Genomic DNA, 13,027 nt, shown 5'->3' with positions numbered 1-13,027 from the left:
CAAAAACCCCGACATGGCCAAGCCAGTCGGGGTTTTTTCATACCGCTGCCTGTTTAGCTTGCGCGGGGTGCTCGGCTGGCCATGGCGGTAACGGCATAGCCGATGACCGCCGCGAAGAACGAGCCAGTGAGGATGCCCATGCGGTCCATGCCCGCATAGTCGCTACTGCCTGGCACGAAGGCCAGCGAGCCCACGAACAGGCTCATGGTGAAGCCGATGCCACACAGGATCGCCACCCCCAGCAACTGCCCCCAGTTTGCGCCTGCAGGCAATGCGGCCACGCGAAGCTTGATCGCGACCCAGGTCAGGCCGAAAACCCCCACCGTCTTGCCCAGCAGCAAGCCGACAGCGATACCCATCGGCACCGGATGGGTGAAGCTTTCCACGGTCATGCCTGCCAGCGAGACACCGGCGTTGGCGAACGCGAACAGCGGCAAAATGGCATAGGCAACCCAAGGGTGCAGGGCGTGCTCCAGGGACAGCAGCGGCGACGTTTCGGCGTTGCGGGTGCGCAGTGGAATGCACAGCGCCAGGGCGACACCCGCCAACGTGGCATGGACACCGCTCTTGAGTACGCACACCCAGAGTATCAGGCCGATGATCAGGTAAGGCCCAAGCTTGACCACGCCAAGCCGGTTCATGGCCAGTAGCGCTACCAGGCAGGCACCGGCCAGCAGCAGCGACACGCTCGACAAGGTGCCCGAGTAGAACAGGGCGATGACGATGATCGCACCCAGGTCATCGATGATCGCCAGGGTCATCAGGAACAGCTTCAGCGACACCGGCACACGCTTGCCCAGCAGTGCCAGCACGCCAAGGGCGAAGGCGATGTCGGTGGCGGTGGGGATTGCCCAGCCGGCGACGGCCGCCGGGTCTTCACGGTTGATGAACCAGTAGATCAGTGCCGGCACCACCATGCCGCCCACCGCAGCGGTAGCGGGCAGGACTACCTGAGAGGGCTTTGACAGGTGGCCGTCGACCACCTCGCGCTTGACCTCCAGGCCGATGAGCAGGAAGAACAGCGCCATCAGGCCGTCGTTGATCCACAGCAGCAGAGGCTTGGCGATTTCCAGCGCGCCAACCTTGACGGCGACCGGGACTTCGAGCAAACCGTTGTAGAGGAAGGACAAAGGTGAGTTGTTGATGACCAGAGCAAGGATGGCTGCGGCGATCAGCAGCAGGCCACTGGCAGCTTCAAGCTGAAAGAATCGGGTGAAGAGGCTACGCACGGGCTATGGGCTCTCCCTGAGAGAATTTAAGGATGGAACGGGCGTACACCCTAGCCTGTGGCGATATGCTTTAAAACAAAAACTATATTCTTTTTTGTTCTAAGGTGTTGCTGCCTCGGCTGTGGGAAGCCTAGATGCAGTTTGGGAATGTGAGGGTAGGGGAAATCTGATTTTCCCAGCAGAACTATCTGGCAATTGCCATGGCCCCTTCGCAAGCTTGCCCGCGAAGAGGCCTGATCAGGCGATTTTAGCCCTGCAGCCCGAGCATATCCCGCGCAACCGCCTCGGCAATGCGAATGCCATCCACGCCCGCCGACAGGATACCGCCCGCGTAACCCGCACCTTCACCGGCCGGGAACAGCCCCTTCATGTTCAGGCTCTGGAAGTCCTCGCCACGGGTAATGCGCAGTGGCGAAGAGGTGCGCGTCTCGATGCCGGTCAACACCGCATCGTGCAGGTTGTAGCCCTTGATCTGCCGATCGAAGGCCGGCAGTGCTTCGCGGATCGCTTCGATGGCGAAGTCCGGCAAGCTGGGCGCCAGGTCACCCAGGGTCACGCCTGGCTTGTACGACGGTTCGACACTGCCCAGGGCAGTGGAGGGCCTGCCGGCCACGAAGTCGCCTACCAACTGCGCCGGTGCCTGGTAGTTGCTGCCACCCATCACATAGGCGTGAGCCTCCAGGCGCTCTTGCAACTCGATGCCGGCCAGCGGGCCGCCCGGGTAGTCACGTTCGGGGTCGATGCCTACCACGATGCCGGAGTTGGCGTTGCGTTCATTACGCGAGTACTGGCTCATGCCGTTGGTCACGACGCGGCCAGGCTCGCTGGTGGCGGCGACCACGGTGCCGCCTGGGCACATGCAGAAGCTGTAGACCGAACGGCCGTTCTTGGCGTGATACACCAGCTTGTAGTCGGCGGCGCCGAGTTTCGGGTGGCCGGCGTATTTGCCCAGGCGCGCCTTGTCGATCAGCGTTTGCGGATGCTCGATGCGGAAGCCGACCGAGAAGGGTTTGGCCTCCATGTACACGCCCTTGGCGTGCAGCATGCGGAACGTGTCGCGGGCGCTGTGGCCCAGGGCCAGCACCACATGGCGCGACTGCAACTGCTCGCCGCTTTCCAGCACCACACCGGTCAGTTGGCCCTCATCGGTCAGCAGGTCGGTGACTTTCTGTTGGAAGCGCACTTCGCCGCCCAGGGCGATGATTTCCTGGCGCATTTGCTCGACCATGCCGGTCAGGCGGAAGGTACCAATGTGCGGCTTGTTGATGTAGAGGATCTCATCCGGCGCGCCGGCCTTGACGAACTCTACCAGCACCTTGCGGCCGTGGTGCAGCGGATCCTTGATCTGGCTGTACAGCTTGCCGTCGGAGAATGTCCCGGCGCCGCCTTCGCCAAATTGCACGTTGGACTCCGGGTTGAGCTCGCTTTTGCGCCACAGGCCCCAGGTGTCCTTGGTGCGCTGGCGCACTTCCTTGCCGCGCTCGAGGATGATCGGCTTGAAGCCCATCTGCGCCAGCAGCAGCCCGGCGAAGATGCCGCAAGGGCCGAAGCCGACCACGATCGGGCGTTGTTCAAGCTCAGCGGGGGCTTGGCCGACATACCTGTAGGTGACGTCGGGTGCAACGCCGATGTTGCGATCGTCTTCGAACTTGCGAAGTAGTTCGGCTTCGTTGCTGGCTTCGAGGTCGATGGTGTAGATGAACAGCAGCTCGCTGTTTTTCTTGCGTGCGTCGTAGCTGCGCTTGAACAGGTTGAAGCTGAGCAATTGCTCATCGCTGATGCCCAGGCGCTGGACGATGGCTTCGCGCAGGGCTTCGTCAGGGTGGTCCAGGGGCAGCTTCAGTTCGGTGATTCGTAGCATGGCAGGGTCCAGTATCCCGGCCATGGGCGGCCGGCGGCTTTACACAAACCGCCAAGTATAAGCTGTTCGCCGCCCTGACTGGCAGGATAAAAGCGCCCGGCGATCAGTTGTCGCGTGCACCACCGTAGTAACCGCAGCCTTGCAGGGTCTTGCCGTCGATACGCAGCTCGGCGCGCAGGTGACGGACCGCCCCGGTGGCGCTGTCCACGCAGCGTTGCGGTGCGACCCAAAGCTCCACGTGCTGGCCGTTGGCTTCGCTGGTCAGGGTCAGGCCGCCACCTGGCACTTCTTCCTCCAGGAACGGCAGCGGCAGCGGCGCCTGGCCAACGCGGCTGACGACCATGCCCTTGCCACTGGCCTTGATGTCCCAGTCGGGCTCATGGCCGTTGGCACGCAGGGTCAGTTGCTTGAAGTTGGGGTCTTCGCAGGCGCGGGTCGAGGGTTCCAGGCGGTACAGGCGACGGACTTCGAGCTGGCCGTCGTTGTTGGCCTGCTTGCTGCCGGTAAGGCGGCCACGTACATCGGCGAACAGCTTGTCGCCCGCATCCTTGGCGAGGTTGGCGGCTTCCTGCAGGATCCCCGTGCCGGCGACGTCGTTGATCACGAAGCGGCGGCTTTCATTGCAGGGTTTGAACAGCAACTGGCCACCGGCGGCGCTCAGTTCGCCCTGCATGCGCGTGGTGCCGATGTTCGGGTCGGTCGGCGTGGCAGCCATGAGCTGGCAGCCGGCGAACAGTGGCAGCAGGGCGGCGAGCAGCAGGGAGGGGGTGAGGCGCATGGGGCGGGCTCCGGCGAACGTTGCAAAAGAGCTGGCCACGTTACTCAGGCTGGGCAGGGTTCACAAGCGCTGATGTGTTGCCGGCACCGGCTCTTTCGCGGGGCAAGCCCGCTCCCACAGGCCTCTGATCTGTGCCTATATTTCTTGTGGGAGCGGGCTTGCCCCGCGAAAGGGCCGGTACTAGTGGTGCATCTCGTTCTGGCAAAAAAGGGCCCGAAGGCCCTTTGTTCATCAACCTCCGAGGTAGGCGTCACGTACCTTCGGATCACTCAGCAGTGCTTCACCCGTGCCCTGCATCACCACCCGTCCGTTCTCCAGTACATAGGCACGGTCAGCGATCTTCAGCGCCTGGTTGGCGTTCTGCTCCACCAGGAACACGGTCACGCCGTCACGGCGCAGCTGTTCGATGATGTCGAAGATCTGTTGGATGATGATCGGGGCCAGGCCCAGTGATGGCTCGTCAAGCAGCAGTAGCTTGGGTTTGCTCATCAGTGCTCGGCCAATGGCGAGCATCTGCTGCTCGCCACCGGACATGGTGCCGCCACGCTGGATGTAACGCTCCTTCAGGCGCGGGAACAGCTGCAGGACCTTGTCCAACTGCTCCTGGTAGTCGCCCTTGTCGGTGAAAAACCCGCCCATGGCGAGGTTCTCTTCGACTGTCAGGCGGGCGAACACGCGGCGCCCTTCCGGGACGACGGCGATGCTCTTGCGCATGATGTGCGAGGAGGTCTGGCCGACCAGCTCTTCACCCAGGTACTTGATGCTGCCGCTATGGGCTTGCGGCGAGCCGCACAAGGTCATCAGCAGGGTCGACTTGCCCGCGCCGTTGGCGCCGATCAAGGTGACGATCTCGCCCTGGTTGATCTCAACGTTGACGCTGTGCAGCGCCTGGATCTTGCCGTAGAAAGTGGAAACGTTCTCGAACTTCAGCATTTACGCTTCCCCCAGGTAAGCCTTGATCACATCAGGATTGTCGCGAATCTGCTCCGGCGTGCCATCTGCCAGGGGGGTACCCTGGTTGATCACCACGATATGGTCGGAAATGCTCATCACCAGCTTCATGTCGTGCTCGATCAGCAGCACGGTGACGTTGTGTGATTCGCGCAGATAGGCAATCAGTGCCTTGAGATCTTCGGTCTCTTTCGGGTTCAGGCCCGCAGCCGGTTCGTCGAGCATGATGATCCGTGGTTGGGTCATCATGCAGCGGGCGATTTCCAGGCGGCGTTGCTGGCCGTAGGCGAGGGTGCCGGCGGTACGGTTGGCGAACTCGGTCAGGTTGACCTTCTCCAGCCAGTACTGCGCGCGCTCCATGGCCTCCTTCTCGCTGCGGCGGAAGCTCGGGGTCTTGAACAGGCCCGCGAAGAAGTTGGTGTTCAAGTGCCGGTGCTGGGCGATCAGCAGGTTCTCCAGCGCGGTCATTTCCTTGAACAGGCGTACGTTCTGGAAGGTCCGCACCACGCCCTTGCGGGCGATCTGGTGGCCGGCCAGGCCTTGGATCGGCTGGCCATCGAGCAGGATGGTGCCGCCGCTGGGCTTGTAGAAACCGGTCAGGCAGTTGAACACGGTGGTCTTGCCTGCGCCGTTCGGGCCGATCAGCGCCACCACCTGTTTTTCCTTGACGGTCAGGGCCACGCCGTTGACCGCCAACAAGCCGCCGAAGCGCATGCTCAGGCCGCTGACTTGCAGAATTTCGCGGCTCATCGACGCAGCTCCATGTGTGGACGTTGCATAGGCAGCAGGCCTTGCGGACGCCAGATCATCATCAACACCATCAGCGCACCGAACATCAGCATTCGGTATTCGCTGAACTCACGCATCAGCTCGGGCAGCAGGATCATCACGATGGCCGCGAGGATCACGCCCAGTTGTGAGCCCATGCCACCGAGCACGACGATGGCGAGGATGATCGCCGACTCGATGAAGGTGAACGACTCGGGTGTCACCAAGCCTTGGCGGGCAGCGAAGAAGCTGCCGGCAAAACCGGCGAAGCAGGCACCCAGGGTGAACGCCGAGAGCTTGATCACGGTAGGGTTCAGGCCCAGTGCGCGGCAGGCGATCTCGTCTTCACGCAAGGCTTCCCAGGCACGACCGATTGGCATGCGCAGCAGGCGGTTGATGACGAACAGCGCCAGCAAGGCCAGCAGCAGGGCTACCAGGTAGAGGAAGATGACCTTGTTGATCGAGTTGTATTCCAGCCCGAAGAACTCGTGGAAGGTCTGCATCCCCTCGGCGGCACGGCGTTCAAAGGTCAAGCCGAAGAGCTCCGGCTTGGGGATGTTGCTGATGCCGTTGGGGCCGCCGGTCCAGTCGGTGAGGTTACGCAGGAACAGGCGGATGATCTCGCCAAACCCGAGTGTCACGATGGCCAGGTAGTCGCCCCGAAGGCGCAGCACCGGGAAGCCGAGCAGGAAGCCGAAGGTGGCGGCCATCAGGCCGGCGATCGGCAGGCACACCCAGAAGCTCCAGCCCAGGTAGTGCGACAGCATGGCATAGCTGTAGGCACCCACGGCGTAGAAGCCCACATAACCCAGGTCGAGCAAGCCCGCCAGGCCGACCACGATGTTCAGGCCCAGGCCAAGCAACACGTAGATCAGGATCAGCGTGGCGATGTCGACCGCACCGCGCGAGCCGAAGAACGGCCAGACCAGCGCGGCCACGATCAGCCCCATGATGATCCAGCGCTGGGTCTTGGGCAGGGTCAGGTAATTGCTTACCGCAGGCGGCATCAGCTTGCGATCCGAGCGGCGACCCATCACCGAACTCCACTGCTTGTCGAACAGCACACGCAGGAACATCAACACCGAGCAGGCGGCGATGATGCTGATGGTGAACGAGCCCTGGCTGTGCACGATCAGGCTGATGCCGTCGATGCTCAGTTTCAGGCCCAGTACCGGGAAGGCCACGGCCCAGACCAGCAAGGCGCTGAAGAACGCCTGTTTGAGATTTTTGTTCATACTTTTTCAACCTCCGGGCGGCCCAGGATGCCGGTCGGCCGGAACAGGAGGACAAGCACCAAGAGACCGAATGCCACCACATCCTTGTACTGGTCGCCGAAGATGTCGGCGCCGAAGGCCTCGGCCACACCCAGCACCAGCCCACCGAGCATGGCGCCCGGAATACTGCCGATGCCACCCAGCACAGCTGCGGTAAAGGCTTTGAGGCCCACCAGGAAGCCGGCGTTGGGGTTGATCACCCCGTACTGCATGCTCAGCAGCACGGCCGCCACCGCCGCCAGTGCGGCACCAATGACGAAAGTGAGGGCGATGATGTTGTTGGTGTTGATGCCCAGCAGGTTGGCCATCTTGATGTCCTCGGCGCAGGCGCGGCAGGCGCGGCCCAGGCGGGAACGGGAGATGAACAGGGTGAGCAAGGTCATGGCCACCAGGGTGACCACGAACACCAGGACCTGCATGTAGCTGATCAGGACTTCTTCAGCGCCACCCGGCCCGAAGGAGAAGCTCCCAGGGATCAGGTTGGGGATGGATTTGTCCTTGGAGTCCTGCGAAAGCAAGACCGTGTTCTGCAGGAAAATCGACATGCCGATGGCGGAGATCAGCGGAATCAGACGGTTGCTGTTGCGCAGGGGGCGGTAGGCAACCCGTTCGATGCTGTAGCCATAGGCACTGGTGACGAAGATCGTCGCAACGAAGGCGACGGTCATCAGGATCGGCAGCGAATGGATACCCATCATGGCCAGGCCCGCCAGGGCGATGAAGGCCACGTAGGAACCGATCATGTACACCTCGCCGTGGGCGAAGTTGATCATGCCAATGATGCCGTACACCATCGTGTAGCCGATGGCGATCAAGGCATAGGTGCTGCCGATGGTCAATCCATTAACCAGTTGTTGGAAGAAATGGTAGATCTCAGGCATTACAGCGCTCCTAAAAACCTGATTTGCATTTCGCTGGCGGGGGTAGGCCAGGAAACCGCGAGTGACGGTTTTAAGATTTTCAGGTGAACCGGCCCCCGGATCGCGGGAATCAGGTCCATGAACCTCGTAAAACAAAGCCCACTGCTCGCACAGTGGGCTTTTACGGTCAGCTATTTAGTCACGCAGTTACTGAGGGGAAACTTCAGTCTTCGGCTTGCCGAAGTGCCATTCGTAGACCACGAACTTGAAGTCTTTCAGGTCGCCCTTCTCGTCATACGACAGGGTGCCGGTAGGGGTCTTGAAGGAGCCGGCGTGGATGGCGGCTGCCACCTTGTCGGTGTCTTCGGACTTGGCGGCCTTGATGCCTTCGGCAATCAGCTCGACAGCCGAATAGGCCGGGAACACGAACGGGCCGCTTGGGTCTTTGCCGTCAGCCTTGATGGCGTCGACGATGGCCTTGTTCGCAGGGTCTGCGTCGAACGACTTCGGCAGGGTGACCAGCAAGCCTTCGGAAGCGCCCTGGGCGATCTGCGAGATGGAGTCGTTGCCGACACCTTCTGGGCCCATGAACTTGGCTTTCAGGCCTTTTTCCTGAGCCTGGCGCAGGATCAGGCCCAGCTCTGGGTGGTAGCCGCCGTAGTAGACGAAGTCGACGTTGTTCTGCTTGAGCTTCTGGATGATCGAGGAGAAGTCCTTGTCACCGGCGTTCAGGCCTTCGAACACGGCAACCTTGGTGCCTTTGCCTTCCAGGGTTTGCTTGACTGCGGTGGCGATGCCTTCACCGTACTGCTGCTTGTCGTGCAGGACCGCGACGACTTTCGGTTTGACGTGGTCGGCGATGTAGTTGCCGGCGGCCGGGCCCTGGGCGCTGTCCAGGCCGATGGTACGGAAGATCATTTTGTAGCCACGCGCGGTGATTTCCGGGCTGGTGGCGGCGGGGGTGATCATGATCACGCCTTCGTCTTCGTAGATGTCGGACGCAGGCTGGGTGGAGCTGGAGCACAGGTGGCCGATGACGTACTTGACGCCGTCGTTGACCACTTTGTTGGCGACTGCAACGGCCTGTTTAGGGTCGCAGGCGTCGTCGTATTCCTTGGCTTCAAGCATCTTGCCATCGACGCCGCCCTTGGCGTTGATGTCTTTGATAGCTTGCTTGGCGCCGATGAACTGCATGTCGCCGTACTGGGTCACAGGGCCGGTCTTAGGACCTGCGATCCCGATCTTGATGGTATCGGCGGCAAACGAATGGCTGGCTACCCCGGCCAGAACCATTGCGGCGAACAGCTTGGAAATCTTGATCATAGTGCTCCACTCATTCTGTTGTAATTCTTATAGTCCTGGCGGCCAGGGCTACAGACCGGGCGGGATTTGCGGTATGGCCACGCCATACTGCATGCCCACCTTCCCCCGGAACATGTCCCGGAACTGTACCGGTACAGTGTAGAGCGCTGTTCGAGCGCTTGAAAAGCGGTCAAAAAGAGCCTGTTTCCTGGGTTGTCGCATGATCGACATAAAGATACAGAAAAGCGCCATCAATTAGCCTGCATCTGCGGCCCCACCCCACAAGTTCGGGGCCAATCGACCAAATTACGTATTTGAAACCGGGTTTTTCTGCAAAAATAGCGGCCTTTTTTATTGGCCGATTTTTGCGGGTAGCAACCCATGACTGATCAAACAAGCACCCTCTATGCCAAATTGATTGGCGAGACGGCAATCATCGAGTGGAAAGCGCTGGAGCGCTTCTGGGCAAAGGGTGACCTGATTTGGGTCGACCCCAGCCTGGACCTGATCACCGTTGCCGAAGCGATGGCCGAGAATCGCAGCGAGATCTTCGCCAAGTGGCGTAGTGATGGCACTGTTGGGCCGGTCACAGCCGAGCAGGCAGTGGACCTGCAAAGCCGCGATCCAGAGATCTGGGCGGTGGTGGTTTCACCGTTTATCGTGATTCAGGCGAAGCGCTCGGAATGAGCGTGAACGTTTTTGGTGCGTGAAAATACGCAGCTGCCTCAATCTGGTGCTTGAGGGCGATCAGGTGGGTAGAGGTAAGTAACAATTCGGCGTGGCGGTAACAGTTTACGGGATGCGTAATGGGGTCGCCGCAGGGCCCTTCGCGGGTATGCCACGGCAGCAGTGCCCTGACTGCGGCCTTAAAAATAACAAATGTGCCAGGAGTCGTTCATGAGCTCACAACTACCTTCGCTAGGATTCGCCGGCATCGGCCTGATGGGCCTGCCGATGTGCCGGCGCCTGCTGGCTGCCGGGTACCCCCTGACGGTGTGGAACCGCAGCCCGGACAAATGCACCGAGCTGGTGGCGGCTGGCGCGCGCCTGGCGGCAAGCCCGGCCGAGCTGTGCCGCGACAGCGACATGGTGCTGCTGTGCCTGGCCGACACGGCGGTGGTGCGCGAAGTGGTGTTTGGTGAGCAGGGCATTGCGCAGGGTGGGCGCAGTGGCCAACTGCTGATCGACTTCTCCAGCCTTGAACCGACCGCCACCCGCGAGATGGCCGCAGAGCTCGCGGCGTTGTCTGGCATGGCCTGGGTGGATGCGCCGGTGTCCGGTGGCACGCCGGGCGCAGAGGCCGGCACCTTGGCAATCATGGTCGGTGGTGACGCGTCTGATGTGCAACGCGCGCAACCGGTGCTGCTGACCCTTGGCCAGCGTGTGACGCACATGGGCGCTGTGGGCGCGGGCCAGGTGACCAAGGCCTGCAACCAGATGATCGTGGCCTGCAATGCCTTGGTGATTGCCGAAGTGGTGGCGTTGGCCGAGCAGTCGGGCGTCGATGCGACCCTGATCGCCGAGGCCTTGGCGGGCGGCTTTGCCGATTCGAAACCCTTGCAGATCCTCGCCCCGCAAATGGCCGAGAGCCGCTTCGAGCCGATCAAGTGGCATGTGCGTACGTTGCTCAAGGACCTCGACAGCGCGGTCAAGTTTTCCCGCGAGCAGGGCTCGGCGACACCGCTCAGTGGCCTCGCCGCGCAATTGATGCGCTTGCACGGTAGCCAGGGCTATCTGCAAAAAGATCCGGCGACCCTGGTATCGCTGTATCGCAGCAAGGGCTGAGCACGCCGTTGTGGCGTTCCAGCCGCTCGAGGATTGGCCGCAATTCGCCCAGCGTCACCGGGCGGCTGAGCAGGTAACCCTGCAGGTAGTCGCAGCCGTGGGTTTCTAGGAATTCAAGCTGTTCGACGGTTTCCACACCCTCGCTGACCACCTGCAGGTGCAGGGTGTGGGCCATGACGATGATGGCCTGGACGATCTCGCGATCTTTCTGGCTGCCTGGCACATCCTGCAGGAATGTCCTGTCGATTTTCAGGACATCAAGCGGCAAGCGCTTGAGGTAGGCCAGCGAAGAGTAACCCGTGCCGAAATCATCGATCGACAGGGCCACGCCCAGGGCGCGAACGCGCTTGAGCAGGCTGACCGTGCGCTGAATGTCTCCCATCAAGGCGTTTTCGGTGACCTCCAGCTCCAGGTGGCGGGGCGCCAGCGCTGAATGAAACAGCGCTTTCTCCACTTCGCTGGCCAGTTCGTCGTGGCTGAGGGTCACTGCCGAGCAGTTCACCGTAACCTTCAGGTCGCCATAGCCGTGGCGGTGCAGCTGGGCCAGGTCGGCACAGGCATGGCGCAGCACCCACAAGTCGAGGTCGATGATCAAGCCATTGGCTTCGGCAATGCCGATGAACCGGTCGGGCCCGAGCAGGCCGTGTTGTGGATGCTGCCATCGTACCAGGGCTTCGAGCTTGGCCACCTGGCCATTGCGCAGGTCGAAGATCGGCTGGTAGTGCACGCACAGCCCGCGTTCCTCCAGCAGCGCGATGCGCAATTCTTCTTCCAGCTGCAGGGCAAGGGTGGCGCGGGTTTTCAGGCTGTCGTTGAAGAAGTTCAGGCTGTTGCGCCCGTTGCCCTTGGATTGGTACAGGGCAAGGTCGGCGTGCTTGAGCAACTCTTCGGCCGTGTTGCCATCGTCGGGGAAAATACTGATACCGATACTCGTGGTCATGACCATGCGCCGGCCGCCCAGGTCGATGGGCTCTTTCATCCGTTGCATGATGCGCTGCGCTAGATGGCGTGCCTCATCACGGTTATTGAGGCTGGTGACCACGCAGAACTCGTCGCCACCGAATCGTGCCACCAGGTCCTGGCTGCGGGTGGCTGCCTTGATGTGGTTGGCAATGACTTTGAGCAGTTCGTCGCCGGCCGCATGGCCAAGGCTGTCATTGATGCGTTTGAAATGGTCGATGTCGAGAAACATCACCGCCAGGCGGTTTTCATCGGCGTTCTGTTCGGCGAGGCGTTCGGCGAATACCTGATTAAAGCCGCGGCGGTTGATCAGGTTGGTCAGGGCGTCGTAGTGCGCGGCCTGTTGCAGCGAGGCCCGTGCCTGATCCAGTTGGTTGAGCAGCACGCTGACCCGGCGCAGGTCGTGTTCCTTGCTTTGCAGCTTCTTGTCGGCCAATGCCGCACTGATGCTGGCACCACTGATCAGCAGGGTGATGAAGGCAATGGTCAGCCCCAGTTGCAGGCTGTTGTCTGCAGAGGGCAAGCGCAGGGCGGTGTCGGCTGGAATGACCAGGGTCATGGCCGACATCGCGGTGAAATGGGTCGCGACGATGCCGCCGGCCATCAGCAGGCTGGCGCCATACTTCAGGGCCTGGTGCAACGTGCCGCTACCGTTGCGAAAATACCGCGCCAGCAGCAGCGCCGCGAGGCTGGTGAGCAGGGCGATGGCCATGGCGGCCAGCAGCAGCCCGGTCTGGTAGTACTGATGGGCGCTGGTCTCCAGGGCGGCCATGCCAACGAAGTGCATGAGAATGATGCCGGCAGCGATCAGCACTGCGCTTTTCAGGTAATGGTGCGGGCGCATGTGGCTACGGTTGAGGCTGTTCATGCCCACCCAGGCAACGATCAGGGCAATGAGGAGTGAAAGGACCGTCAGCGAGACGTCGTAGTGAAGCTCCAGGGGGGCCTGGAATGCCAACATGCTGATGAAGTGCATGGCCCAGACACCGCCGGCCAGGCAGCAGGCGCCGAGCATGCGCCATTGGCGTTGCGCGGTGGGCTGTTCGCTATGGGATTGGCGCTCGACCATGTCCAGGGTCGCGAAGCACGCAGCGCAAGCCACGGTGTAGGCGAGCAGGACCAGGAAGGGTTCGTGCCGACAATCGATGACGATGCGTCCGGTTGCCGGAAGATCGGCGAACAGTTGCAGTCCCAGCCATTCCATTGCGCGCCTCGTGGTCGAGTTTTCACTCGTCTCCGGTACAACCCTTGGGAGACTG

General features: G+C 61.6%; 11 protein-coding genes. 2 read left to right on the top strand and 9 right to left on the bottom strand.

Features of this window, described 5'->3' with window-relative positions; all coding sequences use genetic code 11:
• Positions 1–53: 53 nt before the first annotated feature.
• The 8 genes from nhaA to ACSSU5_RS04870 all read right to left on the bottom strand — a co-directional run bounded on the left by nhaA (position 54) and on the right by ACSSU5_RS04870 (position 9,044).
• A complete protein-coding gene (gene nhaA, locus ACSSU5_RS04905) occupies positions 54–1,229 on the bottom strand; it encodes a Na+/H+ antiporter NhaA (protein ID WP_264311903.1) in 1,176 nt (391 codons plus the stop codon).
• Positions 1,230–1,476: 247 nt separating this feature from the next.
• Positions 1,477–3,090, bottom strand: a complete 1,614-nt coding sequence (locus ACSSU5_RS04900) for an NAD(P)/FAD-dependent oxidoreductase (RefSeq protein ID WP_264311904.1) — start codon at positions 3,088–3,090, stop codon at positions 1,477–1,479.
• Between the two features lie 103 nt (positions 3,091–3,193).
• Positions 3,194–3,868, bottom strand: coding sequence for a COG3650 family protein (locus tag ACSSU5_RS04895; protein ID WP_264311905.1), 675 nt, complete (start codon positions 3,866–3,868; stop codon positions 3,194–3,196).
• Positions 3,869–4,099: 231 nt separating this feature from the next.
• Complete coding sequence (locus ACSSU5_RS04890) at positions 4,100–4,801, bottom strand: ABC transporter ATP-binding protein (RefSeq protein ID WP_085273538.1); 702 nt, start codon at positions 4,799–4,801, stop codon at positions 4,100–4,102.
• Positions 4,802–5,569, bottom strand: a complete 768-nt coding sequence (gene livG / locus ACSSU5_RS04885) for a high-affinity branched-chain amino acid ABC transporter ATP-binding protein LivG (RefSeq protein WP_027594237.1) — start codon at positions 5,567–5,569, stop codon at positions 4,802–4,804.
• Positions 5,566–6,822 carry a high-affinity branched-chain amino acid ABC transporter permease LivM gene (locus ACSSU5_RS04880; protein ID WP_264311906.1) on the bottom strand — a complete coding sequence of 419 codons (1,257 nt, stop codon included), beginning with the start codon at positions 6,820–6,822 and terminating at the stop codon, positions 5,566–5,568. The genes livG and ACSSU5_RS04880 overlap by 4 nt, the downstream gene beginning before the upstream one ends.
• On the bottom strand, positions 6,819–7,742 hold the full coding sequence (gene livH, locus ACSSU5_RS04875) for a high-affinity branched-chain amino acid ABC transporter permease LivH (protein ID WP_003254876.1): 924 nt from the start codon (positions 7,740–7,742) through the stop codon (positions 6,819–6,821). The genes ACSSU5_RS04880 and livH overlap by 4 nt, the downstream gene beginning before the upstream one ends.
• Positions 7,743–7,928: 186 nt before the next feature.
• Positions 7,929–9,044, bottom strand: a complete 1,116-nt coding sequence (locus ACSSU5_RS04870) for a branched-chain amino acid ABC transporter substrate-binding protein (RefSeq protein ID WP_492560717.1) — start codon at positions 9,042–9,044, stop codon at positions 7,929–7,931.
• Positions 9,045–9,404: 360 nt separating this feature from the next.
• On the opposite strand from ACSSU5_RS04870, the gene ACSSU5_RS04865 reads away from it, so the two are divergent.
• Positions 9,405–9,710, top strand: a complete 306-nt coding sequence (locus ACSSU5_RS04865) for a DUF2288 domain-containing protein (protein WP_264311908.1) — start codon at positions 9,405–9,407, stop codon at positions 9,708–9,710.
• A 210-nt stretch (positions 9,711–9,920) separates the two neighbouring features.
• Complete coding sequence (locus ACSSU5_RS04860; protein ID WP_492560716.1) at positions 9,921–10,808, top strand: NAD(P)-dependent oxidoreductase; 888 nt, start codon at positions 9,921–9,923, stop codon at positions 10,806–10,808.
• Here the strand turns inward: ACSSU5_RS04860 and ACSSU5_RS04855 are convergent.
• Complete coding sequence (locus tag ACSSU5_RS04855) at positions 10,708–12,972, bottom strand: putative bifunctional diguanylate cyclase/phosphodiesterase (RefSeq protein WP_492560715.1); 2,265 nt, start codon at positions 12,970–12,972, stop codon at positions 10,708–10,710. The two genes, ACSSU5_RS04860 and ACSSU5_RS04855, sit on opposite strands and share 101 nt — an antisense overlap.
• Positions 12,973–13,027 lie beyond the last annotated feature (55 nt).

It is taken from the genome of Pseudomonas sp. E1MeOHC2, assembly GCF_058745025.1.
This window is presented reverse-complemented; position numbering and strand designations above follow the sequence as displayed.

Bases quoted from the DNA above. Each gene is read 5' to 3' on its own strand.
- ACSSU5_RS04900 (WP_264311904.1), bottom strand. From the start codon at position 3,090: ATGCTACGAATCACCGAACTGAAGCTGCCCCTGGACCACCCTGACGAA.
- ACSSU5_RS04895 (WP_264311905.1), bottom strand. From the start codon at position 3,868: ATGCGCCTCACCCCCTCCCTGCTGCTCGCCGCCCTGCTGCCACTGTTC.
- ACSSU5_RS04890 (WP_085273538.1), bottom strand. From the start codon at position 4,801: ATGCTGAAGTTCGAGAACGTTTCCACTTTCTACGGCAAGATCCAGGCG.
- livG (WP_027594237.1), bottom strand. From the start codon at position 5,569: ATGAGCCGCGAAATTCTGCAAGTCAGCGGCCTGAGCATGCGCTTCGGC.
- ACSSU5_RS04880 (WP_264311906.1), bottom strand. From the start codon at position 6,822: ATGAACAAAAATCTCAAACAGGCGTTCTTCAGCGCCTTGCTGGTCTGG.
- livH (WP_003254876.1), bottom strand. From the start codon at position 7,742: ATGCCTGAGATCTACCATTTCTTCCAACAACTGGTTAATGGATTGACC.
- ACSSU5_RS04870 (WP_492560717.1), bottom strand. From the start codon at position 9,044: ATGATCAAGATTTCCAAGCTGTTCGCCGCAATGGTTCTGGCCGGGGTA.
- ACSSU5_RS04865 (WP_264311908.1), top strand. From the start codon at position 9,405: ATGACTGATCAAACAAGCACCCTCTATGCCAAATTGATTGGCGAGACG.
- ACSSU5_RS04860 (WP_492560716.1), top strand. From the start codon at position 9,921: ATGAGCTCACAACTACCTTCGCTAGGATTCGCCGGCATCGGCCTGATG.
- ACSSU5_RS04855 (WP_492560715.1), bottom strand. From the start codon at position 12,972: ATGGAATGGCTGGGACTGCAACTGTTCGCCGATCTTCCGGCAACCGGA.